Genomic DNA, 22,855 nt, shown 5'->3' with positions numbered 1-22,855 from the left:
TGCGGTCATGTGGAAACCCCGGATCGACGCCGCCTCGGCCCGCGAACGGATCGCCGAGGAAATCGGCGCGGTCACCGAATGGGAGGCCATCACCGAGGGCGAGAACTCGCAGGCCTACCGGGCCGTCGCCGACGGGCGGCAGGTCGTGGTCCGCGTGAACCTGCGCCGGGAGGGTTTCGACCTGGACGCGTGGGCCGCGAAAATCCTGCCGGGCCAAGGCGTCACGGTTCCCGAGGTCGTCGCTGTCGGCGCGATCGGCGAGGCCTGGTTCTGCGTGAGCACGCGGCTCGAAGGCGAGCGGCTCTGCGACCTGGACGGCCCGGCGGTCGCAGCAGCGGCTCCGGCCGTCGCCGAGGCGCTGCGGCGGATCAACGCGACGCCCTTGGGCGGCACCGAAGGCTATGGCGGGATCGACCCGGCCACCGGTAACGGCCGGGGCCCGACCTGGTCGAGCGCGGTCGCCTGGGGCGTCCCGCGCACCTGGGACGCAGTCGCGGAGCAGGCCGACCGCGAGTTCCTCGAGACCGCGTCAGCGGCGGTGCTCGCCGAGGCCGACGCGCTCCCCGACTTCGGGCGGCTCGTGCACGGCGACTACAGCGCCGACAACCTGATCGTCTCGGCGACAGGCGAAGTCGGCGTCATCGACTGGGAGGGCGCCATGATCGGCGACCCGCTCTGGGACGTCGCCTACCAGCTGTTCTGGAGCGCCGCCTGGCCCGTCATGCTCCCGCAGGCCCGGGCCGCCCTGCCGGTCGAGCCCTCGCCGGAGGAGCTCGAGCGGCTGCGGTGCTACATGGTCGTCGCCGGTCTGCGCTCGGCGTCCTTCTACGTCAGCGGGTCGCGCAAGCCCGAACTCGACCTCATGCTCGACCGCCTCCGGGCCATGCCCGAAGCGCCTGCGACGGCCGCCGAGCTCCTTTCCCTCGATCAGTAGCAGCTCCACGAGAACTCGACCCGGTCGAAGCGGCGTGCCGCCAGGTCGTCGCGCCCGATGGTCCACTCCGCACTGCCGCAGTCGCCCCAGCCCATCCCGGCGTCGGGGTCGTAGTCCATGCGGGCCAAGAGGATCGGCAGGTCGAGCGCTTCCGGGTCCGGAGTGCCGGGAAGGTCCGGGAGCGTCGAGGTCGGCGCGCAGGGGAAGTCGTACTGGATGCCGAACGCGTGGTGGCCGCCGATGCGGTGGTCGCCTTCGTTCGGCGGTTCCGGATGGTCGATCTCGGTGGCGAGGACCTTGTCGAGGCCCGCGAAGTGGCCCTCCGGCCAAGCGGTGAGGTACGGGTGGTCCGACCCCGGCCGGCTCGGCTCGATCACGGCCATGAGGTCGATCCGCTCCCGTGTCGTCCGCTCGAAGTCCTCCGGGCAGTCCCGGAGCTGGTGACCGCCGGTGTCCTCGAAGTGCATGACGACCGGGGCCTCGTGCTCGTCGTCGATGAAGAACAGCAGCGCGCCCTTGCCCGGCAGGTCGATGCCGATGCGCGGCAGCGCCGCCAGGTCCAAAGCCATCAGGTACTGCAGCGGCCGCTCGTATTCGTCGCGCGGCCACTCGACCTCCGGGGGAAGCGCGGGCCGTCCTGCCACTGAGGCCACGACCGGGGACCGGCCGTCGGCGCGCCGCAGCGCGATCGAATCGCGCCAGAGAGCGCGCCACTCGTCAAACCGGTCCGATTGCAACGCAAGCTCCTCGCGGGTGTCGGGGTCGGCGGCCAGGGTAATGGCAGCGGGCCAGTAGGCTCCCGGCGCATGAGTGAAGACACTGTGGCCCTCATGGCGGTCGAGCGGGACGACGAGCCGGCGGCGGCGAAGACGCCGTGGTACCGGCGGCGGTGGCTGCGCGTCCTGTCCTGGCTCGGGACGGCCGGGGTCGTCACGTACGGGGCGGTCCGCCTCTTCGGCCTCGAGACCGGGTTCCTGCTGGTCACCACGGTGGCGTTCGTGCCGTACTTCGTGGTCGCCGCGATCGTCGGCGCCGGTGTGCAGGCCGTCGTCCGGCACTGGCTCGCCGCCGGGATCACCGCCGCGACTGCTATTGCGCTCGCGGCCGTGCTCGTGCCCAGGGCCGTCGCCGACGACCAGCCAACCGCTGGCGGCGCCGAGCTCACGGTCATGTCCGTCAACCTCTATGTGGGCAACGCGAACTTCGACTACATCATGGAACTGGTCGAGGAGCACCAGCCCGACCTGCTCAGCGTCCAGGAGCTGACCCCCGGCTCCCCCGACGCGTTCACCGAGCGCGGCCTGGACGAGATCATGCCCTACTCGATCCTCGAACCGGACGACCTCGCGATCGGGACCGGCCTGTACTCGCGCTACCCGCTCGAGCGCATCGAGACCGTGGGGCGCGACGCGATCTTCTACCAGATCGCCGCCGAAATCGACATGCCCGAAGGCACCGACATCCGCTTCATGGCCGCCCACCCGGCCGCGCCCGCCTCAGCCGAGCGCATCCCCTTGTGGGAGGAGGACTTCGAGCAGCTGCCGCGCCCCGACGGCGGCCTGCCGTGGGTCATCGCCGGAGACTTCAACGCCACCCTCGACCACGAGAACATGCGCGAACTGCTCGACTCGGGGTACACCGACGCCGCCGAGGCCATGGGCGAAGGGCTCGACGCCACCTGGCAGCCGACCGGCGGCTACCTGAACGGCCTGGTCAAGATCCCCGCCGTCACGCTCGACCACGTCATCGCCGAGGAGGGCATCGAAGTGCTCGACTGGGAGGTCCTCGACGACGCGGGCAGCGACCACGCCCCGGTCGTGGCCCGCCTCCGGCTCCAGTAGCGGACCGGAAAGTTTTTTCGCGCTTGCGATGAATCCCGCCGGGACGCCTCGTCATAGTGAGTGGAAGCAACAAGCGTTCACTGAAGGAAGGCCCGCATCATGCGCCAGCTCATCGTCACCGCGTTCGTCTCCCTCGACGGCGTCATGGAGGCCCCCGGCGGGGAGGCCGGGTACCGCAACACCGGCTGGACGTTCAAGGACATCGAGTTCCTGCCCGAGGCCTACGAGCTGAAGGAGCGCGAGCAGAACGAGGCCGGGGCGCTGCTGCTCGGCCGCAGGTCCTACGAGGCGTTCGCGCCCGTGTGGCCCACCATGGTCGACGAGTTCGCCGGGTACAACGCGATGCCCCGGTACGTCGTGTCGACGACCCTGGAGGAGCAGGACGAGCGCTGGCCCGCCACGATCCTCCGCTCGCTCGACGACGTCGCCGCGCTGAAGGAGACCGAGGGCGGCCCCATCTCGGTGCACGGCAGCGCCGAGCTCGGGCACGGCCTCGCCGACGCCGGGCTCGTCGACCGCTACCACCTGCTGGTCTTCCCCAAGCTCCTCGGGGCCGGGAAGCGTCTGTTCAGCACCGCCGACAAGGACGCCACGCTGCTCGACCTCGTCGAGCACGAGGTGTACAAGAACGGCATCCAGAAGCAGGTCTTCGACGTCATCAAGTAGTGCATGAAGTGCCATGGGCCGGAAGCGATTCCGGCCCATAACGCTGCCCGGGCTCAGTCGTCGGGGCGGTGGTCCTTCGGGAGGGTCAGCCGCGCGCACGGCAGTTCGGCGCCGCCGATCGTCTCGGTCTTGCGCTCGCCGTCGGGGACGAAGCCGTACCGCGTGTAGAAGCGGTGGCTGACCGGGTTCCCTTCGAGCTCCCACACCCGCACCGGCAACAGCCCCTGCTCGGCGAGCCAGCGCTCCCCTTCGCGCATGAGGGCCCGGCCCGCGCCCCGGCTCCAGTGGTCGGGGTGGACGTAGAGCATCCGCACCTCGCCGGGGACGCCGGGACCGGCGTCCTCGTCGGTCGCCTCGGTTCGGTCCCAAGTGAACACGCCGAACCCGATGACGTACGGGCCCTTCTCGGCCACGAGCGTCAGTTCGAGGTCGCGGTGCTCGGCGAGGTGGCGCACGTAGCGTTCGGAGGCCTCTTCGGGGAGCCCTGCGAGCACTTCGGCGTCGACCAGGCCGGCGTAGGCCGCACGCCAAGCGGCGGTGCGGGCTTGAACCATCTCATCGGCGTCTGCGGGGGTTGCCGTTCGGATCCTCATGTCTACCAACCGTGCCCGAAGGTCCACAGGAAATCAACCATTGACGCGCGGTGAATTGCCGGAGCAACCCGTCTGTGCAAGAACCGTCTAGTCGACCGGGGACTCCAGGAGCCGCAGGGTGCGGGCGGTGGCGTCGACCTCGGCGAGCGTCCCGATAGGCATAGGCAGGTTGGGACCGGTATGTCCGAAGTCGACTCCCGCGAGGACTGGGAAACGGTAGTCGCCGAGGACGTCGAGCACGATGTCCTTCACGTTCGCGGTCGTGCCGTCCGGCAGGTCGCGGTCGGAGATCTGCGAGGGGATGCCCACCACCATCGCGCCGACCCGGTCGAAGACCCCCTGCATGCGCAGGACGTGCAGCTGGTTCCACACGTGGCCGATGTTGCGGCCCACGTCCTCCCAGAAGAACACCGCGCGGTCCCAGGCCTCGGGCGCGAGCGCGTACGGGGAGGCCTGGACGTTGATGAGCCGGTCGAGCAGGCCGCCCAGGAGGGGCCCGGTCGCCTTGCCGGGCTTCCATGTCTCCCAGTCGGTCTCGGCCGGGAGGTCGGCCTCGGGGAGCTCGCCGGTGAGCAGGCCCCGGTAGAGCGCCCGGAGCGCGTCGCGGCGTTCGGGGGCGGCGGTCCCCCAGGTCTCGCCGAAGCCGATCGCGGCGAAGTCGGCGTGGAAGCCGACGAGACCGGTCTGCGAGTGGATCGCCAGGTGGAGGGCGGTGATGTCGCTGAAGCCGAGGAGCGGCTTAGGGTCGCGGCGGACGGCGTCGTAGTCGATGCGGTCGAGGTAGGCGGTGGTGGCGTTCCCGCCTGAGAACGGGACGATCGCGCGCACCTCGGGGTCGTTGAGCAGGCCATTCAGCTCGGCGGCCTGCACCTCCGGCGGGGCCGAGCGCCAGAAGTGGAAGTCGCCGGCCTCGACGAGCTTGGAGAGCCGCACCTTGAAGCCCATCGCCTCGATCTCGGCGACGGCCCGGTCGAGCTGGCCGCGCCGCTGCGGCAGCGCCGGGCCCGAGGGGGCGGCGATCGCGACGGTGTCGCCGGGGTGGAGTCGCTTGGGGCGCAAGGTTTCCATGTGGTCTGCCTCCAACGGGACGGGTGCGGGGCCGCCCACAGCCTACGGCTGGGACGGCCCCGGTGCAATGCCTGAGTGCAAGCGTTATCGGATCTGGAGCGCGGGCTCGGGGAGCTCGGCGGCGTCGACGGCCGGAGCTGCGTTGCGGGCCTTGCGGACCGCCAGCGCGATCCCGGCGGCCGCGAGGAGGACCGAGGCGGCGTATCCGGCGAGGGAGGCCGCGTCGGGAGCGACGAACGACTGGCCGCGGACCGCCTGGACGACGGCGGTCGCGAAGACCCCCAGGTAGCCGAGGGCGAGCCAGCGGACGACGGCGGCGCGGACCCGCTCGTCGCGCAGCCAGGCGCGGCGGACCGCGAGGAACCCGAGGAGCATCGCGACGCCGATGAGGACCTGGATGCCGTGCAGGCCGATGAAGTGCGGGACGCGCATGTCGCCGCCCGTGGTGGACCAGCCGGTGAGGAACATGCCGTTGCCGTCGAGGTCGCCGACGCCGTGCCCGGCGTTGAGCGGGACCTCGTTCCCGTTGGCGTCCACGGCGGTGCGCTGGCCCTGGCCGCCGACGGTGACGATGAAGAACGCGGCGAACATCCCGAGCGACGACAGCAGCAGGCCCCAGCGGACGACCGCCGTGACGGCCTTGTCGCCGATGCGCTGGAACAGGACGATCACCGCGATGACCAGGTTCGCGAGGAACATGACCGGCACGAACTGGAACGCGAGCTGCACGACCTGGTTGAACGCGTCCTCGGAGGCGTTGAAGTGGCTGTACTCGCCGCGGGCGGCCGCGGCGACGATCACGGCGACCTCGGCGGCGCTGATGACGGCGAAGAGGGTCCCGAAGGCCCAGCCGGTGCGGCGCAGCTTCGTCATGTGGGAGAGCAGCCAGGCCAGGCTCAGGCAGTAGGTGAAGAAGGAGAAGCCGAACTTGAAGGCTTTGATCCAGACGTTCTCGCCCTGGATGGTGCGGTCGTCGAAGGGGATCGCGAGGAGCGAGGCGAGGGCGACGACGCCGCATGCGATGCCGAGGACCAGGAGCGGGCGGTGCCAGCGGCGGCCGCCGGCGGTGAGGGCGGCGCCGGACGCGGCGGCTTGCGCGGTCAGGGAGGCGCGGCGGTGGCGCGCGGCGGGGCTGACCGGGGCGTTCACGGGGGTCTCGTTCATGGATACGACGTTATGGCGAACCGCGTTGCGGCACATTGACGTTGGCCGCCGAATAAAAGGTGGGGCCAGCCTTACCCCCGCCGCTACGCTGCGACGATGGGAATCGTGTACGTGGTGCAGCACGGCGAGAAGGAGCGGGCGCCGGGCGATCCGGGCCTGACGGCGCGGGGCCGGGAGCAGGCGGCGCTGGCGGCGCAGTGGCTGCGGGACAAGGGGTTGCGGGCGGTGTACGCGAGTCCGCAGCTGCGGGCGCGGGAGACCGCCGCGCCGGTCGCGGCGGCGGCGGGCCTGCCGGTGCTGGTCGACGCCCGGGTGAGGGAGCGGATGAACTGGGACGGGAGCGTGTCGGCGGAGGCGTTCTTCGCCGACTGGGTGCGGGCGAGCGCGGACCGGGACTTCACGCCGGTCTGCGGCGACTCGTCGCGGGCGGCCGGTGCCAGGTTCCGGGAGTTCCTGGTCGAGCGGGAGGCGGAGAGCGCGGCTGCGACTGGAGCCGGGGCGGGCGGGCCGGTCGCGGTGGCCTGCCACGGCGGCGTGACGGTGGACCTGCTGCGGACGCTCCTGGGCGACGCGGCGGTGCCGGAGGAGCTGATCCGGGAAGGGGTGCCCTCGGGCGCGATCACGGTGATCCAGGATCTGCGCCCTACAGCGATCGCCCTGACCGGGCACTTGGCGGGCCTGGAGACCGACCACCGGCCCGGTTAGCGACTCATGTTTCGCGTTGCGCAGCAGCGAATTTTAGACGAAGTGCACGTCTACGCTTGCGCGTTCATCCAGCTGTAACGAGGATGTGACGCATGACATCTAATCTCGGTCGCATATTGGACTCAGTAGACCCCTTCATCGGCACCGAACCGGCCGATCTGCCCGCGGCGCAGGGGCTGGCCGCCGCTTGGTGGTGGCCGAAAGCCCAGGTCGGCAACACCCACCCCGGCGCCTGCTACCCGCTCGGGATGGTCTCGGCCTGCGCGTGCTCCGGGGCCTACCCCACCGGCTACGGCCGCTACGGCATGTCGACCGAGGGCGCCCCCGCGCCCCTCTACGACGACTACCTCGCCAGCGGCTTCACCCACTTCCAGCAGTCCGGGACCGGCGCGATCCGCAAGTACTACAACTACTTCCGGGTCACGCCGATGATCGAGCCGCTCGACGCGCTCGGCACCCGCTGGAAGCTCCAGGACGAGACCGCCGAGCCCGGCTACTACGCCGCGACCTTGGAGAACGGCATCCGCTGCGAGCTCACCGTCGGCGAGAAGACCGCCGTGCACCGCTACACCTTCCCCGAGGCGTCCTCGGCGCGCGTCGTCCTCGACTTCTCGTACGGCGGGCTCGCGATCGAGCACGGCACCACCGTCCCCCTCCGCGCCGGGCTCGAGAGCCTCGGCCAGGGCTGCGCGCAGGGCACGGTGGTCATGGAGGGCATCCCGCTCTCGGTCTACATCGACTCGGACACGCCGAAGGCCTGGCGCCAGCTCGTCTGGTACGACCGCCGCCGCGTCGACGGCGGCACCCGCCTCGACTTCGACTACATCCGCCGCACCACGCTGCGCCCGTTCGGCCTCATGTTCATGGGCCCGGCCCGCGCGGGCCAGACCGTCGAGATCCGCATGGGCTTCTCGATGCGCGGCACCGACCAGGCCCGCCGCAACCTGGAGGCCAACCTGCCCGGCGGGTTCGAGAACGGCTTCGAGCGGGTGCGCGCCCAGACCCACGACGCCTGGGCCGGGTACGCCTCGCAGGTCGAAGTGGACGGCGGCACGCCCGAACGCCGCACCGTGTTCGCCACGGGCCTCTACCACTCGCTGATCAAGCCGTGCTTCGCCGAGGACGAGAGCCCGTTCTGGCCTTCCAAGGGCCCCTTCGTGTTCGACATTGCGACGATGTGGGACATGTACAAGACCCAGTTCCCGCTGCTCACCGCCCTCGACCCCGCCAAAGGTGCGGCGATGCTCGAGTCGCTGGTGAAGATCGCCGAGGAGGAGGGGAACCTCCCCATCGGCTACCGCATGTCGCGCGGCTCCGACCGGTTCTTCCGGCAGGCCTCGGCCCTCGCCCACACCGTGCTCGCCGACGGCTACCAGCTGGGCCTCGAAGGCCTGGAATGGGACTGGGCGCTCGTCCACATGCAGGACGACCTGCGGCGCGGCTACGGCGAGGACTACACCGACCGGGGCCTCGTGCACCCGATCAGCCACACCCTCGACCTCGCCACCGGCTACTGGTGCACGGCGATCGTCGCGCGCGGCCTGGGCGACCACCGGCTCGCCGACGAGCTGGAGGCGAAGGCCCTCAACTGGGTCAACGCGTTCGGCAGCGACGGCCTCCTGCGCGACTCGAGCTTCTACGAGGGCGGGCGCTGGAACTACTCGTTCCGGCTCCTGCACGACATGGCCGCCCGCATCAAGCTCGCGGGCGGCGACAAGGCGTTCACCGCGATCCTCGACCGGTTCTTCGGCTTCGGCGCGGGCCCGGTCATGCAGCTGGGCGTGCCGCCGTTCGGCTCCGAGTTCGCGATCGGCCAGGACCTCAACCGATTCGAGGGCCTGAACAACGAACCGGACATGGAGGCCCCCTGGGCCTACCACTACGCGGGGCGGCCCGACCGCACCGCCGAGGTCGTGCACGCCGCGCTCTCCTACCAGTTCGGGACGGGCCGCGGCGGCCTGCCCGGCAACGACGACTCCGGGGCGCTCTCGTCCTGGTACGTATGGGCGTCACTGGGGCTCTTCCCGGTCGCGGGCCAGAACCTGTTCCTGGTCAACGCGCCCGCGTTCAGCGGCGCCGCACTCCGCTTCGGCGGCAACGGGTTCGAGCTGGTGACCAACGGCCACGTCGAGTCCGGGATCGGCGAGGACGCCGCCGGGTCGCGACCGCAGTACGTCCAGTCGGCGCGCTTCAACGGCAAGCCGCTGGACCACGGGTTCCTCACCGGCAACCAGCTGCACGGCGGCGGGCGGCTGGAGATCGAGCTCGGACCCGAACCTTCCGACTGGGCCACGAAGATGCGCCCGCCGTCCGCCTCCGACCGGCGCCCCGAATGGGCCGGCGGGGCCCGACTCCAGGAGTTCCTACCGTGATCGCACAGCCCCGCGGCCCGCAGCGCCGCCTCGTCATCGTGGTCCGCGCGGACCCGGTCATCTGCGGCCACGCCACCGAGGCGCGCGGCCTCGCCGAAGTCGCCCTCACTCGCGGCTTCGACGACGTGCGCATCGTGACCTGGCCGATCGAGGCGCTGCGGGCGGCGGGGCTGCCGCTCAAACCGCTCGGGGAACTCCTGCCGTACTCGGAGGGGATCACCGTGGAGCGGCCGGGTCCCGTGGGGGACTACCGGGTCCCCACGGGCCGCCACCTGCTCGGCCTGGCCGGGCGGCTGTTCGAGCTCTTCACCGACGGCGTGCCCACGGTGTGCATGTCGATGTACCTGACGCCGCACGCGAACGCGGTCGCCGAGGCGCTGCGGTCGGTGCGCGCCTCGGGGCTCGACGCGGACGTCACGACGATCGCCGAGGCCGTCGGCTCGGACATCACGAACGTGGTCCGCTCGTGCATCGCCGAGGGCGCGATCGGCGCGGCCGCGTCCCTGTTCACCGCATACCTGTCGCATGACAGGTGCGTGGCCGTCTCGGCGTACACGCGCGACCTCATCCTCGAGTCGGCCGCGCAGGTCGACCTCGCGTGCGGCACGAGGTTCAGGGACGAGGTCGCCGACCGCGTCGAGGTCTCCTACCCGGCCGTGGACGCGGGCGCCTACCTCGACCTCGACCCGCTGAAAGTCGAGAACGCCCTGGCCGCAAGGGGACTGACCCGCGACGGCTACGTCCTCTTCCTCTCCCGTGTCGCCGCCGCGAAGGGCGCGGACGACCTCATCGCCGCCTACCGCGCTTCGGGCGCGTCGCGCACGCACCGGCTCGTGATCGCCGGGAACGGCCCCGCGCACGCCGAGACGAGGGCCCTCGCCGGGGACGACGAGCGGATCCTGTTCCTCACCGACGTCGGCGACGAGGAGAAGCCGCTGCTCATGAACGGCTGCGCCGCGTACGCGCTGCCGTCGAAGCCGCGCCCGGAGTTCGTCGAGACGTTCGGGATCGCGCTCGTGGAGAAGATGCTCGCGGGCGGCGGACCGGTGATCACCACCCGCACCGGCGGCATCCCCGAAGCCGTGGGGGACACCGCGATCGAGGTCCCGCACTCCGACCCGGCGGCGCTCGCGGCCGCCCTCGACCGCGCGCTCGCCATGAGCCCGGCCGAACGCGGGGCCGCGGCCGAGCGGGCCCGCGCGTACGCGCTGCGGTTCGACCGCGCCGCCGTCTTCGACAACCTCTTCGCCGGGCTCCTCGACGACCCGGCCGCGCGCCCGGTCGGCGCGCACGTCACCTTCTCTTAAGGCGCATCACCTCCCTGACCTGTGGTTCCACTGCCGGGCCGAAGTTCTTCAAAAAATCTTCGGATTTCGCGGCAACCTTCGGGGCGCCCGCGGCAACCACATGACGGTGCGGCAACCCGGCTCCGCCGCACCCACCAACCACAATCAGGGAAAGGGCGTCATGTCCTCACCGAATAGCAAGAAGCGCAGGACGCGTACGGCGATCGCGGCAGCGGTCGCCGTCGCGGCGGGCGTGGCAGGGATCGGCCTCCAGTACGGCTTCGGCGCGAACGAGGCGGCCGCGGCCACCGACGTCGTCGTCGACACGAACGCCGAACTCGAAGCGGCCGTGAAGAACGCGAAGGCGGGCACGGTCATCCGCGTCAAGGCGGGCACCTACTACCCGTCCGCGACATTGAAATCGCAGAACTCGGGCACCGCCTCCGCGCGGATCACCCTGGAACCGTACGGGAACGGCGCCGTCACCGTCGACGGCTCGAACCTCCCCGACGGCGACTGGCTCGCCGGCATCTACGGCTCCTACTGGTACGTGCACGACATGACGTTCCAGAACTCCCCGGCGCACGGCGTCGTCGTCACCTCCTCCACCGGAGGCGTGTTCGACAACCTCGTGACCCGCTACAACGGCGACACCGGGTTCAACCTCCGCGGCGAGAACACCGTGAACAATCTGGTCGAGGACCTCGACTCGTACGGGAACTACGACGCGGCCGCGAACGGCGAGAACGCCGACGGCATCGCCGTCAAGTTTGGCTCCGGCTCCGGCAATGTCATCCGCGGCGCCCGGCTCTACGAGAACGCCGACGACGGCCTCGACTTCTGGTCCTTCTCCTCGCCCGTGCGCGTGGAGTCGAACTGGGCGTGGGGCAACGGCTTCAACCGCTGGGACGACCCGGACTGGCAGGGCGACGGCAACGGCTTCAAGCTCGGCGGCGACGATGAGGCGGTCTCGCACGTCGTGGCGAACAACGCCGCCTGGTCCAACAACGCCAACGGGTTCACCGAGAACTCCAACACCGGCAAGATGCAGGTCTACAAGAACACGGCCTGGTCGAACGAGGGCTCCGGCTTCTGGTTCCAGACCGGCTCGGCGCGGCTCGCCCGCAACCTCTCGGTCGACGGCGGCTCCGCCGACAAGCTCGGCTCGCGCACCGTCTCGGCCGCGAACAGCTGGGACTCCGGCGTGAGCGTCCCGCAATTCAAGTCGACCGACGCGGCGCAGCCGACGAAGGCGCGCGGCTCCAGCGGCAAACTCCCGAGCGTCAGCTTCCTGACGACCGGATCGACCGCGATCGGCGCGACCATGACATACCTGTAGGCGACATACAGGTATAAGGAAGGGCTTTCCTGCCATGGGAAACAACGGGCTCGGACACCGGGGGTGTCCGAGCCCGCCCTCTTTCCGTGCGGTACTTCTGAAAGCGAGGGCACCGTGGTCAGACTGCTAGACTCTCCGCCTCCCCGAATTCGACCCGCGACCGGAGGCCCCCCGTTGGACGTCCCCGCCCAGCTGGAAGAGGACGCGTTCCGCGCCTTCTTCGAGCGGCACCACGCCGAGCTGGCGCGCTTCGCGTGGCTGCTCATCGGCGAGAGCGGGACGGCAGAGGACATCGCGGCGGACGCGATGCTCGCGGTGTGGCGCCAGTGGGACCAGGCCCGGCGGGCCAGGTCGCAGATCGCGTACGCGCGCGGTATCGTCGCCAACCTCGCCAAGACCCGCATCCGCGCCGCCGTGCGCGAGCGGCGCCGCAACACGCTGTTCTGGCAGCGCCCGGGCGAGACGCACGACGGCCCCGACTCGGCCGCCGTCGTCGACGTGCGCAAAGCGCTCGAACGGCTGCCGCTGCGACGGCGCGCGTGCGTCGTGCTCCGGCACTCGCTGGAGCTCTCCGAACGCGAGACCGCCGACGCGCTCGGCATCTCGGTCGGCACGGTCAAGAGCCAGACCTCGAAGGGCCTGGCCGAACTGCGGCGCATCCTCGGACCCCAGGCGGGATCGGCCTGGGCTTCGATCGGAAAGGGGGAGCAGCGGTGAACGACGACGTCAACGACCGGCTCCGAGTCCACGCCGAGGAGTACGAACCGGACCGCGACCGCATGTGGGCGCGCGTGTCCGAGGGCATGCGCGAGCCGCGCGTGCGCGCCGAGCCGGTGCGCACCGGCTGGCGGATCCCGCAGCTGGGACTGGCGACCGGTGCGGCGCTGGCGCTCATCGGCGCGATCGTGTTCGCGGGGCAGTTCCTGGGCTTCGGCCCGGTGATCGGCCCTGCCCCCGAACCTCCCGCGGCCGACCCCGGCACTCGGACCGCGGAGGCCTCGGACCCGGAGAGCAGCGGCGACGCCCCGACTACCGGTGAGGCGACGCCTTCGGAGGTCGAGTCGTCCGAGGACGGCGCGACCGACGACGCCTCCAGCCCGGATCCGGGCGGCGAGGCGCCCGAGTGGCTCTGGACGGACGGCTCGGTCGGCAGCAGCCAGGAGTTCTGGTCGCAGGCGGACCTGACGCTCAAGAACGAGCAGCCGCTCGCCGAGCTCACGGTGGTACTGCGCGTCGCCGAGGGCGAGGGCCTCGACTCGACCGGGTCGTGGACGACCGGCGACGGCTGGTTCAAGACCGCGGTGGTGACCGAGGAGGACGGCTTCCTCGTCTACACCTGGACCCTCCAGGACGGCAAGGTCCTCCCGGCCGGGGAGTACACGCTCGCGGGCCAGTTCAACCACAGCGGCGGCCCGCGCAGCGCCGACGACGACCGCTACTCGTTCGAGGCCGTGACCGAATCCGGGGACACCGGGACGGTCGAGGGCGACTTCGAATAGCTCCGCGCACAACTGACTCCGCCGCGCCTCCACGGCGCGGCAACCCCAGAGCGAGAACGGGGGCCGGGCGAATGCCCGGCCCCCGTTCCGCGAATATGAAACCGCCGCGATCCCGAAATAAGCGGATAAATCCCCCCTAAGGGACCCCTGGCGCAAAAGTACTCCCCGGGTCCGACAAGAAACGCCCGAACGTCCGATCTCGGCAATGATCGATTCATGGAAGCCGAGGAGATTCGGCTCGGGTGTCAGAAACTGATCAGCTCGAACGTGGTCGCGTAGCGCGTGCCGAACCGCTCGCCCGCGCCTTCGGCGAAGCCGGTGAGGAAGCCGCGCACGTACGTCTCGGGGTCCTCGTCGGTGAGCGCGGTGATGTACGCGCGGTGCTCCAGGAGCGAGGCGATGCCGGTCTCCATGGTGTCGGTGACGTCGACGGCGTGCGTCGACTCCGGCGAAGCCGCGAGCGCGACCCAGCGGACGCCGCCCCAGGGTTCGAGGCCTTCGTCGGCGAGCTCGGGGAAGATCCAGCGGTTGCCCGCGTCGTTCGCGGCGTCGAGCACGGATTCGGCGACGGCGCGGTGGTCGGCACTGTTCCAGTGGCCGGGCATGAAGTGGTCGCGCCGGTTCAGGGTGATGACGAGTTCGGGCTTGTGGCGGCGGATCGCGGCGGCGAGGTCGCGGCGGAGGGCGACGCCGGATTCGATGACGCCGTCGCGGTGGTCGAGGAACTCGACGGAGGAGACGCCGACGACGGCGGCTGAGGCGCGCTGCTCGGCGTCCCGCACGGGCGCGCACTCCTCGGGGGACATGGTGTCGATGCCCGCTTCGCCGCGGCTGACCATGAGGTAGGCGACGTCGCGGCCGCCGCCGGTCCAGCGGGCGACGGCCGCAGCGGCGCCGTACTCCATGTCGTCGGGGTGGGCCACGATGGCCAGTGCTTTCGTCCAGTCCTCTGGCATCGCAAGGAGTTCGCTCATGCGTCGATTATGACCCGCTTCAGCAGTCGCAGGAGACGCCGCTCGAAGGGGCGGTGAGCGGGTCGGGCTTGCCGCGCTCGACGCCGGCCGCGGTCTCGACCGGGAGTCCTTCGCGCACCCAGTACTCGAAGCCGCCCATCATGTACTTGACCTGGTAGCCGAGCTTCGCGAACTCGACGGCGGCGCGGTAGGCGCCGTTGCAGCCGGGGCCCCAGCAGTAGACGACGACGGGCTTGTCGGCAGCGACGAGTTCGCTTGCGCGGGACGCGATGTCGTCGGTGGGGAGGTGGACGGCGCCGGGGACGCGGCCCTGGAACCAGGCGGCGTCGCCGCGGGTGTCGACGAGGGTGAACCCGAAGTCGTCGGCCTGGGACGCGGCGTAGACGTCGGAGACGTCGGTGCTGTAGGTCATGAGGCCGGCGAAGTAGGCGAGGGCGTCCGCGGGGGAGGCGGGGGCGACGCGCAGGACGGGGTTCGAGGTCGTTTCCATGCCCTGAAATCTATGTGCTGATACAAAAATACGAGCACTTGGCACAATGTTGGCCATGATGTGGGAACGCCCGGTGAACGCGGGTGTTTCGCCCCGTTTCACGGGTACTCGGGCGGCGGTAGCGTAGACGACGCCCCTCGCAACCGCCTTCCAACGGCGCCGCCCCCGGCGGCGCCACCGATCAGAGAGGCTTCCTCCATGGCACCCACCGCACCGACCGTCGAACTCGCGCACGGCGCGGCCATGCCGTTGCTTGGCCTGGGCACGTGGCCGATGGACGACGCCGAGGCCGAACGCGTGGTCGCCGAGGCGATCGGGCTCGGCTACCGGCTCGTCGACACCGCCGAGAACTACCGGAACGAACGCGGCGTCGGCCTGGGGCTCAAGGCTTCCGGCGTCGCCCGCGAGGACCTGTTCGTGACCACGAAGTTCAACCGGGAGTGGCACGGCGTCGACCTGGCGGCCGACGCCTGCGAGCGGAGCCTCGACCGGCTCGGGCTCGACTACCTCGACCTGCTGCTCATCCACTGGCCGAACCCGCAGCACGGCAAGTACACCGAGGCCTGGGAGGGCCTGGTGCGGCTGCTGGAGTCGAAGCGGGTCAAGGCGATCGGCACGTCGAACTTCAAACCGGCGCACCTGGACCGGATCATCGAGGCCACCGGCGTGATCCCGGACGTGAACCAGATCCAGTTGAGCCCGTTGACGACCCGGCTGGAAGCGCGGGCGTACCACAAGGAGCGCGGGATCGTGACCCAGTCGTGGTCCCCGATCGGCGGCCAGGGCGGCGAGGTGCGGAGCGAGCCGAAGGTGCTGCAGCTGGCCGAGAAGTACGGGAAGACGCCCGTGCAGGTGGTGCTGCGCTGGCACTTGGACTCGGGACTCGCGGTGGTCCCGAAGTCGAGTGACCCGCAGCGCCTGGCGCAGAACCTGGACGTGTTCGACTTCGAGCTTGCCCCGGAGGACGTGATGGCGCTGGCGGCGCTCGACCAGGGCGAGGCCGCGGCGGCGGATTCGGACGCCTTCGGCCACTAGGGGATCGGGGGTCCGGCCCCCCCGGGTCGCGTCCGGCCCCCGGGGTCGGGTGTGTCGGCGCAGAGCGCCCCCCGATGCAACTATCGCGCACGGGTACGACATTCGCGCGGCTCGGCCGCCACCCGGGGTCGGGTGTGTTGCGGTGCTGGGCCCCCGATATCAAGGGTGGCTGAGGGGTACGACATTTCGTGCCGCTCACACGAAGCGAAAGCGCGGGCCGCGATCCGTTCGGATCGCGGCCCGCGCTTTCGCTTGCGTCCCTTAGGCGTCGAGGAGCGTCAGGTCCATGCCCCTGACCCGGTCGGGGTTGGTGACGCCTTCCATGGCGATGATCTTGTCGCCTTCGACGGTGAACACGAGCACGCGCGTCGGAAGGTTCGGAAGCGACGAGATGACGCCGATCTTGCCGTCGGCGAGCACGAGCTGGGCGCTGCTGGCCATGGCCGCGAAGGTCATCGCGCCGCCCGCGATCTGGGCCGCGCCGCGGATGATCTGGCCGACCTCCGCCGCATCCGTGCGCAGCGTGATCTCGGGGTCGAGCACCGACACCAGCGCCTCGAAGTCGCCACCGCGCGCCGCCGCGAGGAACGCCTCGACGACCGTGCGCTGCTTCGATACCTCTTTGCGCTGCGGCACGTCGGTCCCCCGCACGCGCGCCCGGGCGCGGCTCGCGAGCTTGCGCGCGGCGGTCGGGGTCCGGTCGACGATCTGGCCGATGTCGTCGAAGGGCACGCCGAACATGTCGTGCAGGACGAACGCGAGCCGCTCGGCGGGTTCAAGCGTCTCCAGGACCACCAGCAGCGCGAGGCTCACCGAGTCGGCGATGACCGCCGCCGACTCCGGGTCGGCCTCGACATCGGCCGGCCCCGGCAGCGCGGTCGGCTCAATCTCGACCGTGCCGTCAAAAGATGTAGGCATGGGCTGTTCGGCCCGCGATTTGCGCCGCCGCAGCTGGTCGAGGCAGACCCGGCCGACGACCGTGGTCAGCCAACCGCTGAGGTTGTCGATGCGCTCGGTGTCGCTGGCGGCCAAGCGGAACCAGGCCTCCTGGACCGCGTCCTCGGCTTCGCCGGAGGAGCCGAGCATCCGGAACGCGACGGCCTCCAGCCGGGGCCGGTCGGTCTCGAATCGCTGTGCCAGCCACTGGTCGTCGTTCATGCTCGCTCCTCCTTCGACGGGGTTGTCGACTCTATGACGCGTGCGCGGGGCGAAATGTGACCGTCCCGCCGCCCGCGACATCGCTGCCGTGATCCACGCCACTCTCCGACCGCTGCCGGTCACATGTCCGGGCCGGGTTCCGTCATGCCGGTGTATCGAACGAATCCTGAAGGAGCCCGCCGTGGAACCCCGCATCGACTTCTACTCCAACCCCAACATCGCCAAGTTCGCGAAGTACATCAACTCCGCGGGCCGGGCCCTCGAGAACACCGGCCTCCCGGCCGAGATCCCGAACCTGGTCCTGCTGCGCGCCAGCCAGATCAACGGATGCGGCGTGTGCACCGACATGCACGCCAAGGACGCCGCCCACGCCGGTGAGACCACCGTCCGCCTCACCATGGTCGCCGCCTGGCGCGACTCCGTGGTCTTCACCGAGGCCGAGCGCGCGGCCCTCGCCCTCACCGAGGCGGGCACGCGCCTCGCCGACAGCGCGGGCGTCCCCGACGACGTGTGGGACGACGCCCGCAAGCACTTCGACGACGACCAGCTCACCGGCCTGATCGGCCTCATCGCGCTCATCAACGCCTACAACCGGATGAACGCCATCCCGCGCATCCCCGGCGGCAACTACACCCCCGGCGCCTGGGGCTAAAGCAAAGGAACGCAAGGAAACCCGAAGGGGCGCGGCCATAAGGCCGCGCCCCTGAGCCGGGTTCCAAGTCGATCCGCCGCCAGCGCTAGAAGTCCACGGGGTCGCGGATGATCGGGCAGGTCATGCAGTGCCCGCCGCCCCGGCCGCGCCCGAGTTCGGCGCCGACGATCGGGATGACCTCGATCCCGGCGTCGCGCAGGAGCGTGTTCGTCTGCGTGTTCCGGTCGTACGTCATGACCACGCCCGGCTCCAGCGCGACCGCGTTGTTCCCCGAGTCCCACTGCTGCCGTTCGGAGGCGTACACGTCGCCGCCCGTGGCGATGACCCGCAGCCGCCGCAGCCCCAGCGCCTCGGCCACGACCTCGGTGAACGCCGCCGAGCCGTGGTCCTCCAGCTCCAGGCCCGGCGCTTTGTCGCTGGGCCGCAGCGAGAACGTGTGCACGGCGTCCATGATCTTCGGGTACAGCGTCACCACGTCCCGGTCGGCGAACGTGAACACCGTGTCCAGGTGCATGGCCGCGCGCAGCTTCGGCATGCCCGCCACGACCACCCGCTCGGCCGCGCCCTGGTCGAACAGGGCCTTCGCGACCTGCGTGATGGCCTGCCGCGACGTGCGCTCGCTCATCCCCATGAGGACCACGCCGTTCCCGACGGGCATGATGTCGCCGCCTTCGAACGTCGCCTGCCCCCACGACTCGTCGGGGTCGCCCCACCACACTCTCGATCCCTTGAACTCGGGATGGAACGTGTAGATCGCCTTCATCAGCAGCGTCTCGTCGTGGCGCGCGGGCCAGTACAGCGGGTTGAGCGTGAGCCCGCCGTACAGCCAGCACGTGGTGTCCCTGGTGTACAAGGTGTTCGGCAGCGGCGGCATGAGGTATTCGCGCGCGCCCGTCGACTCCCGCGCCAGCGCGACGTACGCGGGCCGCAGGTCGTTCGGGAGGTCGTGTGTGGACATGCCGCCGATGAGGTGCTCGGCGAGTTCGGCCGGGCCGAGCGCTTCCAGGAACTCCCGGGTCGGCTCCATGAGCCCGATGCCGACCTCGTTCGGGGTGATCTTCCGGTCGAGGAGCCAGCCGCGGGCCTCCTTGTCCGCCATGGTCTGCGAGAGGAGGTCGTGCAGTTCGACGACCTCGACGCCGCGGTCGCGCATGTGCTCGACGAACTCGGCGTGGTCGCGCTGCGCGTTCTCGACCCACATGACGTCGTCGAACAGCAGTCCGTCGGCGTTCGTGGGCGTCAGGCGCCGGTGCGCGAGCCCGGGCGCGCACACCAGGACCTTCCGGAGCCTGCCGACTTCGGAATGGACGCCGTAGGACTGGACATCGGACATGACTGCACCCCTTTACCTCTGCGTTCTCAAATGTCGATCCATCCCAGTGCGAGCGCGACGACGCCCGCGACGGCGCCCGCGACCGAGACCGCCAGCAGGACGGCCTCGCCGGGGCTGAACACGCGGCGGCCCTGCTCGCGGCGGGCCATGACGAACAGGATCGTCGCGGGGGCGTAGACGATGAACGACATGAGCAGGAACTCCAGACCGGCCGCGAACAGCAGGAACGCCGTGTAGACGACGGCGAGGGCGGCGACGGTCATCTCCTTCGAGGTGCCGCGTTCGCCCCTGCCGTCGCGTCCGAACGCGACTTTGACCGCGAAGAGGGCCGCGAGGAGGAACGGGATGAGGGTGAGGGCGCTGGTGAGGTCGAGCGCGAAGTTGAACGCGTCGTCGGAGAAGTAGGTGATGGCGAGGACGATCTGGCTGAGCGCGGTGCTCAGGACCAGGGCCGGGACGGGGACGTCGGCTTTCGTGGCGCGGGCGAGGAACTTCGGCATGTCCTTGTCCTGCGCGGCCACGTACAGCACTTCGGCGGCCATGAGCGTCCAGGCGAGGTACGCGCCGAGGACGGAGATGATGAGGCCGACCGAGACGAACACCATGCCCCAGGTACCGACGGCGGCCTCCAGGACTCCGGCCATGGACGGCTGCCGCAGCTCTGCGATCTGGTCCATCGGCAGGATCCCGTAGGACACGATCGTGACCGACGCGAAGACCGCGAACACGGAGAGGAAACCGGTGACGGTCGCGCGCCCGACATCCTCGCGGCGCTTGGCGTGCCGCGAGTACACGGAGGCGCCCTCGACGCCGAGGAACACGAACACCGTCGCGAGCATCGTGCCCCTGACCTGGCTGAACAAGGACCCGGCGTAGTCGGCGCCCGCGAAGTTCTCGGCGAACACCGACGGCTTGAAGAAGAACAGCGCGAGGATGACGAACACGATGATGGGCACGAGCTTGGCGACCGTGACGATCCGGTTGATCGCGGCCGCTTCCTTCACGCCCTGCTTGATGAGCAGGAAGAACCCCCACAGGCCCGCCGAGGAGAGCACGATCGCCAGGACCGTGTCGCCCTCGCCGAGCGCGGGGATGAGCGCGCCCGCTGTCGACATGATGAGCACCCAGTACGTCACGTTGCCGACGCAGGCGCTCGCCCAGTAGCCGAACGCGGAGAAGAAGCCGGGGTACTCGCCGAACCCGGCCTTCGCGTACGCGTAGACACCGGCGTCGAGGTCGGGGCGGCGGATCGCGAGGTTCTGGAACACGAACGCGAGCATGAGCATGCCCGTGCCCGCGACGGCCCACGAGATGAGCGCGCCCGCGACGCCGGTCTCCTGCGCGAACCGGGCCGGGAGGGAGAACACGCCCGCGCCGACCATGGAGCCGACGACCATGGAGGTCAGCGTCCAGAACGCGAGTTTCGCGGTGCGCGGGGTCTCGATAGCGTTCGCGGATTGGGCCATGGAGTCCTCGCAGGTCGGGCCGTCGAGGCCCGTGAGGGCACTGGAGTCCTGAATATATCGCCGCAAAGCGGACGCAGACTCGGATTCTCGGAAGCGGCCCGTGAGGCGGGCGGGTCGGGTTCGCGGAAGCCGCCACAGGAGTCGGGCGGGAGGCGGGCGGCGCGGGAGGCGGGCGGCGCGGGAGGCGGGCGGCGCGGTGTGTCGCCCGCCTCCCGCTGGTCGCGGTCAGCCCTCAGTCCTCGATTCGCGAATCGCCCCTTGGCCGCTGGCCGATGGCCGCTGGCCGCTGGCCGCTGGCCGCTGGCCGCTAACCGAGTGTCGCTTGGTGGCAGGCCCGGTCAGCGACGTGGATCGCGACCTTCACGTCGAGGAGCTGGTTGACGCAGTGCGGGTGGCCGTCCCAGGGCACGCCCGCCTCGCACGCGGCCTGGACCCTCGGCCCGACCGGATAGCCGTTCGCTTTGACGTGGTCCGTGCAGGCCAGCACGTCGGCCTGAGCGGGCGCGGAGAGCGCCAGCACGGCTCCCGCCGCGAGCGCGAGCGCCGCGAGGCCTTGCGCGATCCTGTGTTTCCGAGTCGCCATACCGCTCGTTTCCCTTCTTCCAGCTTCGTTGCCGCAGGTGAGCGTATGGAGTTTCGGGTCCGGGCCGCGGATCATCGCGCCGATCGGGTGGATCGGCTTCCCGACAGTCAGTCCGCGACCGGGCCTTCGCGGAACAAGCCCCGCCGGGGAAGGTCCGCACGCGGCCCGTGCCCCCGGCGAGCCTGAGTCCCCGGATGTGGTCTGCCTCCACCCGTGCGATCATCGGCGTACGCGCACGTGACCTCGGAGGATGCCGTGAAGACCCCAGGCGAAGACCAGAACCGGCGGCTCCTGCGCGCCCGCGACGCCATGGACCGCGACTTCGCCAGGCCGCTCGACGTGCCCGCGCTCGCGCGCGTCGCCCTTATGTCGCCCGCGCACTTCAGCCGCCAGTTCAGGGCCACGTTCGGCGAGACCCCGCACCGCTACCTGCAGCGGCGCAGGATCGAACGCGCCTGCGCGATGCTCCGCGACTCCGACGCGACGGTCACCGAGATCGGGCTGGCGGTCGGCTTCGACTCGCTCGGCACGTTCTCCCGCACGTTCAGCGCGCTCATCGGCCGCTCCCCCACCGTGTACCGGGCGCAGGCGGTCCCCTTGCAGGCCCCGGTCTGCTTCGTCAAGAGCTGGACGCGACCGGCCGGCGCCGCCGGTTCCCGCGACTGAGCATTTTCGGATAAGCCCGGCGGGCCCGCGGGCCCATAGGCTGGTCGCATGTTCACAGGAATCAGCATTCACACCGTGTTCGTCCTCGACCAGGAAGAGGCGATCGACTTCTATGTAGGCAAGCTCGGCTTCGAGATCGTCGAGGACGCCGACCTCGGGTTCATGCGCTGGCTGACCGTGTCGACGCCCGGTCATCCCGAGCGGCGCATCCACCTCGAGGTGCCCGGCCCGCCCTCGCAGAGCGACGAGACGGCCGCCGCGGTGCGTGACCTGCTCACGAAGGGCGCGCTCGGCGCGACCATCCTCACGACGGACGACTGCCGCGGCACTTACAAGCGGCTCAAGGACCTCGGCGTCGAGTTCACGGAGGAACCGGTCGAGCAGCCGTACGGGATCGACTGCGCCCTGCGCGACCCGTTCGGCAACCACATCCGCATCACCCAGCCCGTCGAAGCCGCCTGAATCCGGCACTGACCTCGTGAAACGCCCGGTCCCGGCCGGGCGTTTCGCGTTTCCCGGGAGGGTTCGGCGGGCGTGCGGGAGGGTATTCCAGGAGTCCGGACCGGCTCCGAGGAGGGGACATGGACGAGCAGATGGAGCAGCGTCAGGAGCGCATCGTCGTCGGCGTCGACGGCTCCGCGCCCTCGATCAAGGCCCTCGAATGGGCCGTCGAGCAGGCGCGGCGCACGGGCGCGAAGGTCGAGGCCGTGCAGGCGTGGGAAGTGCCGACGATGTACGGCAGCGGCATGATGGTCCTGCCCGGCGGCGAGGAGTTCGACAAGTCCGCCAAGCAGTCGCTCGAAGCCGCGGTCAACGGGGTTCTCGGCGCGAGCCGGGACGTGGAGGTCGAGCACCACACCGTGGGCGGCCACCCGGCCAAGTCGCTCATCGACATGGCCGAGGGCGCCGACCTGCTGGTGGTGGGCAGTCGCGGGCACGGCGGTTTCGTGGGGACGCTGATCGGCTCGGTGAGCCACTACTGCGTCAGCCACGCGAGCTGCCCGGTCGTCATCGTCCGCGCGTCGGACTGA

General features: G+C 70.5%; 24 protein-coding genes. 14 read left to right on the top strand and 10 right to left on the bottom strand.

The genetic code is table 11. The annotated features are described in order from the left end of the window. The first annotated feature begins 7 nt into the window (after positions 1 to 7). Positions 8 to 934: a phosphotransferase family protein gene (locus ACGGCP_RS00875; RefSeq protein ID WP_392959196.1), complete on the top strand. Its 927-nt coding sequence runs from the start codon at positions 8 to 10 to the stop codon at positions 932 to 934. Here the strand turns inward: ACGGCP_RS00875 and ACGGCP_RS00870 are convergent. Further along, positions 928 to 1,671, bottom strand: coding sequence for a DUF1963 domain-containing protein (locus ACGGCP_RS00870; protein ID WP_392959193.1), 744 nt, complete (start codon positions 1,669 to 1,671; stop codon positions 928 to 930). The genes ACGGCP_RS00875 and ACGGCP_RS00870 overlap by 7 nt on opposite strands. A gap of 69 nt (positions 1,672 to 1,740) precedes the next feature. Here ACGGCP_RS00870 and ACGGCP_RS00865 point away from each other — a divergent pair, with 69 nt between their 5' ends. After that, the gene (locus tag ACGGCP_RS00865) at positions 1,741 to 2,775 is read left to right on the top strand and encodes an endonuclease/exonuclease/phosphatase family protein (protein WP_392959190.1); all 1,035 of its coding nucleotides are present in this window, start codon (positions 1,741 to 1,743) and stop codon (positions 2,773 to 2,775) included. Between the two features lie 99 nt (positions 2,776 to 2,874). Beyond that, the gene (locus tag ACGGCP_RS00860; RefSeq protein WP_392959187.1) at positions 2,875 to 3,441 is read left to right on the top strand and encodes a dihydrofolate reductase family protein; all 567 of its coding nucleotides are present in this window, start codon (positions 2,875 to 2,877) and stop codon (positions 3,439 to 3,441) included. A 53-nt stretch (positions 3,442 to 3,494) separates the two neighbouring features. On the opposite strand, the gene ACGGCP_RS00855 is transcribed toward ACGGCP_RS00860, so the two are convergent. The 3 genes from ACGGCP_RS00855 to ACGGCP_RS00845 all read right to left on the bottom strand — a co-directional run bounded on the left by ACGGCP_RS00855 (position 3,495) and on the right by ACGGCP_RS00845 (position 6,266). Continuing rightward, the gene (locus ACGGCP_RS00855; RefSeq protein WP_392959184.1) at positions 3,495 to 4,034 is read right to left on the bottom strand and encodes a GNAT family N-acetyltransferase; all 540 of its coding nucleotides are present in this window, start codon (positions 4,032 to 4,034) and stop codon (positions 3,495 to 3,497) included. A gap of 87 nt (positions 4,035 to 4,121) precedes the next feature. Next, positions 4,122 to 5,102 carry an LD-carboxypeptidase gene (locus ACGGCP_RS00850; RefSeq protein WP_392959181.1) on the bottom strand — a complete coding sequence of 327 codons (981 nt, stop codon included), beginning with the start codon at positions 5,100 to 5,102 and terminating at the stop codon, positions 4,122 to 4,124. 84 nt (positions 5,103 to 5,186) lie between these two features. Beyond that, on the bottom strand, positions 5,187 to 6,266 hold the full coding sequence (locus tag ACGGCP_RS00845) for a hypothetical protein (RefSeq protein ID WP_392959178.1): 1,080 nt from the start codon (positions 6,264 to 6,266) through the stop codon (positions 5,187 to 5,189). A 96-nt stretch (positions 6,267 to 6,362) separates the two neighbouring features. On the opposite strand from ACGGCP_RS00845, the gene ACGGCP_RS00840 reads away from it, so the two are divergent. The 6 genes from ACGGCP_RS00840 (at position 6,363) to ACGGCP_RS00815 (ending at position 13,467) form a co-directional block, all read left to right on the top strand. After that, a complete protein-coding gene (locus ACGGCP_RS00840) occupies positions 6,363 to 6,971 on the top strand; it encodes a histidine phosphatase family protein (RefSeq protein WP_392959175.1) in 609 nt (202 codons plus the stop codon). A 113-nt stretch (positions 6,972 to 7,084) separates the two neighbouring features. Continuing rightward, a complete protein-coding gene (locus tag ACGGCP_RS00835; protein ID WP_392960404.1) occupies positions 7,085 to 9,343 on the top strand; it encodes a glycoside hydrolase domain-containing protein in 2,259 nt (752 codons plus the stop codon). Continuing rightward, the gene (locus ACGGCP_RS00830; protein ID WP_392959172.1) at positions 9,340 to 10,650 is read left to right on the top strand and encodes a glycosyltransferase; all 1,311 of its coding nucleotides are present in this window, start codon (positions 9,340 to 9,342) and stop codon (positions 10,648 to 10,650) included. Before ACGGCP_RS00835 ends, ACGGCP_RS00830 begins: the two co-directional genes overlap by 4 nt. Before the next feature lie 160 nt (positions 10,651 to 10,810). Continuing rightward, complete coding sequence (locus ACGGCP_RS00825) at positions 10,811 to 11,968, top strand: right-handed parallel beta-helix repeat-containing protein (RefSeq protein WP_392959170.1); 1,158 nt, start codon at positions 10,811 to 10,813, stop codon at positions 11,966 to 11,968. Positions 11,969 to 12,142: 174 nt separating this feature from the next. Next, on the top strand, positions 12,143 to 12,685 hold the full coding sequence (locus tag ACGGCP_RS00820; RefSeq protein ID WP_392959167.1) for a SigE family RNA polymerase sigma factor: 543 nt from the start codon (positions 12,143 to 12,145) through the stop codon (positions 12,683 to 12,685). Further along, on the top strand, positions 12,682 to 13,467 hold the full coding sequence (locus ACGGCP_RS00815) for a hypothetical protein (RefSeq protein ID WP_392959164.1): 786 nt from the start codon (positions 12,682 to 12,684) through the stop codon (positions 13,465 to 13,467). The genes ACGGCP_RS00820 and ACGGCP_RS00815 overlap by 4 nt, the downstream gene beginning before the upstream one ends. Before the next feature lie 245 nt (positions 13,468 to 13,712). On the opposite strand, the gene ACGGCP_RS00810 is transcribed toward ACGGCP_RS00815, so the two are convergent. Beyond that, positions 13,713 to 14,441, bottom strand: a complete 729-nt coding sequence (locus tag ACGGCP_RS00810) for a PIG-L deacetylase family protein (RefSeq protein WP_392959161.1) — start codon at positions 14,439 to 14,441, stop codon at positions 13,713 to 13,715. A gap of 19 nt (positions 14,442 to 14,460) precedes the next feature. Beyond that, positions 14,461 to 14,931 (bottom strand): rhodanese-like domain-containing protein, encoded by a 471-nt coding sequence (locus ACGGCP_RS00805; protein WP_392959158.1) that lies wholly within the window; start codon positions 14,929 to 14,931, stop codon positions 14,461 to 14,463. 198 nt (positions 14,932 to 15,129) lie between these two features. On the opposite strand from ACGGCP_RS00805, the gene ACGGCP_RS00800 reads away from it, so the two are divergent. Beyond that, a complete protein-coding gene (locus ACGGCP_RS00800) occupies positions 15,130 to 15,966 on the top strand; it encodes an aldo/keto reductase (protein ID WP_392959155.1) in 837 nt (278 codons plus the stop codon). A 261-nt stretch (positions 15,967 to 16,227) separates the two neighbouring features. Here the strand turns inward: ACGGCP_RS00800 and ACGGCP_RS00795 are convergent, their stop codons facing one another. Next, complete coding sequence (locus tag ACGGCP_RS00795; protein ID WP_392959152.1) at positions 16,228 to 17,124, bottom strand: sigma-70 family RNA polymerase sigma factor; 897 nt, start codon at positions 17,122 to 17,124, stop codon at positions 16,228 to 16,230. Positions 17,125 to 17,305: 181 nt separating this feature from the next. On the opposite strand from ACGGCP_RS00795, the gene ACGGCP_RS00790 reads away from it, so the two are divergent. Then, entirely contained in the window at positions 17,306 to 17,776 is a 471-nt protein-coding gene (locus ACGGCP_RS00790; protein WP_392959149.1) for a carboxymuconolactone decarboxylase family protein, read from the top strand. 85 nt (positions 17,777 to 17,861) lie between these two features. Here ACGGCP_RS00790 and ACGGCP_RS00785 read toward each other — a convergent pair whose 3' ends face one another. The 3 genes from ACGGCP_RS00785 to ACGGCP_RS00775 all read right to left on the bottom strand — a co-directional run bounded on the left by ACGGCP_RS00785 (position 17,862) and on the right by ACGGCP_RS00775 (position 21,158). Then, the gene (locus ACGGCP_RS00785; RefSeq protein ID WP_392959147.1) at positions 17,862 to 19,109 is read right to left on the bottom strand and encodes an arginine deiminase; all 1,248 of its coding nucleotides are present in this window, start codon (positions 19,107 to 19,109) and stop codon (positions 17,862 to 17,864) included. Positions 19,110 to 19,135: 26 nt separating this feature from the next. Next, complete coding sequence (locus ACGGCP_RS00780; RefSeq protein WP_392959144.1) at positions 19,136 to 20,575, bottom strand: basic amino acid/polyamine antiporter; 1,440 nt, start codon at positions 20,573 to 20,575, stop codon at positions 19,136 to 19,138. Positions 20,576 to 20,882: 307 nt separating this feature from the next. Then, a complete protein-coding gene (locus tag ACGGCP_RS00775) occupies positions 20,883 to 21,158 on the bottom strand; it encodes a hypothetical protein (RefSeq protein WP_392959141.1) in 276 nt (91 codons plus the stop codon). Positions 21,159 to 21,467: 309 nt separating this feature from the next. Between ACGGCP_RS00775 and ACGGCP_RS00770 the strand changes: the two genes are divergently transcribed. The 3 genes from ACGGCP_RS00770 to ACGGCP_RS00760 all read left to right on the top strand — a co-directional run bounded on the left by ACGGCP_RS00770 (position 21,468) and on the right by ACGGCP_RS00760 (position 22,855). Next, positions 21,468 to 21,824 carry a helix-turn-helix transcriptional regulator gene (locus tag ACGGCP_RS00770; RefSeq protein WP_392960402.1) on the top strand — a complete coding sequence of 119 codons (357 nt, stop codon included), beginning with the start codon at positions 21,468 to 21,470 and terminating at the stop codon, positions 21,822 to 21,824. Between the two features lie 48 nt (positions 21,825 to 21,872). After that, a complete protein-coding gene (locus ACGGCP_RS00765; RefSeq protein ID WP_392959139.1) occupies positions 21,873 to 22,286 on the top strand; it encodes a VOC family protein in 414 nt (137 codons plus the stop codon). Between the two features lie 119 nt (positions 22,287 to 22,405). Next, positions 22,406 to 22,855, top strand: coding sequence for a universal stress protein (locus tag ACGGCP_RS00760; RefSeq protein ID WP_392959136.1), 450 nt, complete (start codon positions 22,406 to 22,408; stop codon positions 22,853 to 22,855).

This window comes from Glycomyces sp. NPDC048151 (assembly GCF_043202775.1).
In the GTDB taxonomy this organism is placed as follows: Bacteria; Actinomycetota; Actinomycetes; order Mycobacteriales; family Micromonosporaceae; genus Glycomyces.
Note: the sequence above shows the minus strand (reverse complement) of the source record. Positions and strands in the feature narration are given on the sequence as shown.

Excerpts from the sequence above, each read along its gene's own strand:
- ACGGCP_RS00875 (WP_392959196.1), top strand. The coding sequence starts at position 8 with ATGTGGAAACCCCGGATCGACGCCGCCTCGGCCCGCGAACGGATCGCC.
- ACGGCP_RS00865 (WP_392959190.1), top strand. The coding sequence starts at position 1,741 with ATGAGTGAAGACACTGTGGCCCTCATGGCGGTCGAGCGGGACGACGAG.
- ACGGCP_RS00860 (WP_392959187.1), top strand. The coding sequence starts at position 2,875 with ATGCGCCAGCTCATCGTCACCGCGTTCGTCTCCCTCGACGGCGTCATG.
- ACGGCP_RS00855 (WP_392959184.1), bottom strand. The coding sequence starts at position 4,034 with ATGAGGATCCGAACGGCAACCCCCGCAGACGCCGATGAGATGGTTCAA.
- ACGGCP_RS00850 (WP_392959181.1), bottom strand. The coding sequence starts at position 5,102 with ATGGAAACCTTGCGCCCCAAGCGACTCCACCCCGGCGACACCGTCGCG.
- ACGGCP_RS00845 (WP_392959178.1), bottom strand. The coding sequence starts at position 6,266 with ATGAACGAGACCCCCGTGAACGCCCCGGTCAGCCCCGCCGCGCGCCAC.
- ACGGCP_RS00840 (WP_392959175.1), top strand. The coding sequence starts at position 6,363 with ATGGGAATCGTGTACGTGGTGCAGCACGGCGAGAAGGAGCGGGCGCCG.
- ACGGCP_RS00825 (WP_392959170.1), top strand. The coding sequence starts at position 10,811 with ATGTCCTCACCGAATAGCAAGAAGCGCAGGACGCGTACGGCGATCGCG.
- ACGGCP_RS00810 (WP_392959161.1), bottom strand. The coding sequence starts at position 14,441 with ATGAGCGAACTCCTTGCGATGCCAGAGGACTGGACGAAAGCACTGGCC.
- ACGGCP_RS00805 (WP_392959158.1), bottom strand. The coding sequence starts at position 14,931 with ATGGAAACGACCTCGAACCCCGTCCTGCGCGTCGCCCCCGCCTCCCCC.
- ACGGCP_RS00800 (WP_392959155.1), top strand. The coding sequence starts at position 15,130 with ATGGCACCCACCGCACCGACCGTCGAACTCGCGCACGGCGCGGCCATG.
- ACGGCP_RS00795 (WP_392959152.1), bottom strand. The coding sequence starts at position 17,124 with ATGAACGACGACCAGTGGCTGGCACAGCGATTCGAGACCGACCGGCCC.
- ACGGCP_RS00785 (WP_392959147.1), bottom strand. The coding sequence starts at position 19,109 with ATGTCCGATGTCCAGTCCTACGGCGTCCATTCCGAAGTCGGCAGGCTC.
- ACGGCP_RS00780 (WP_392959144.1), bottom strand. The coding sequence starts at position 20,575 with ATGGCCCAATCCGCGAACGCTATCGAGACCCCGCGCACCGCGAAACTC.
- ACGGCP_RS00775 (WP_392959141.1), bottom strand. The coding sequence starts at position 21,158 with ATGGCGACTCGGAAACACAGGATCGCGCAAGGCCTCGCGGCGCTCGCG.
- ACGGCP_RS00770 (WP_392960402.1), top strand. The coding sequence starts at position 21,468 with ATGGACCGCGACTTCGCCAGGCCGCTCGACGTGCCCGCGCTCGCGCGC.
- ACGGCP_RS00765 (WP_392959139.1), top strand. The coding sequence starts at position 21,873 with ATGTTCACAGGAATCAGCATTCACACCGTGTTCGTCCTCGACCAGGAA.
- ACGGCP_RS00760 (WP_392959136.1), top strand. The coding sequence starts at position 22,406 with ATGGACGAGCAGATGGAGCAGCGTCAGGAGCGCATCGTCGTCGGCGTC.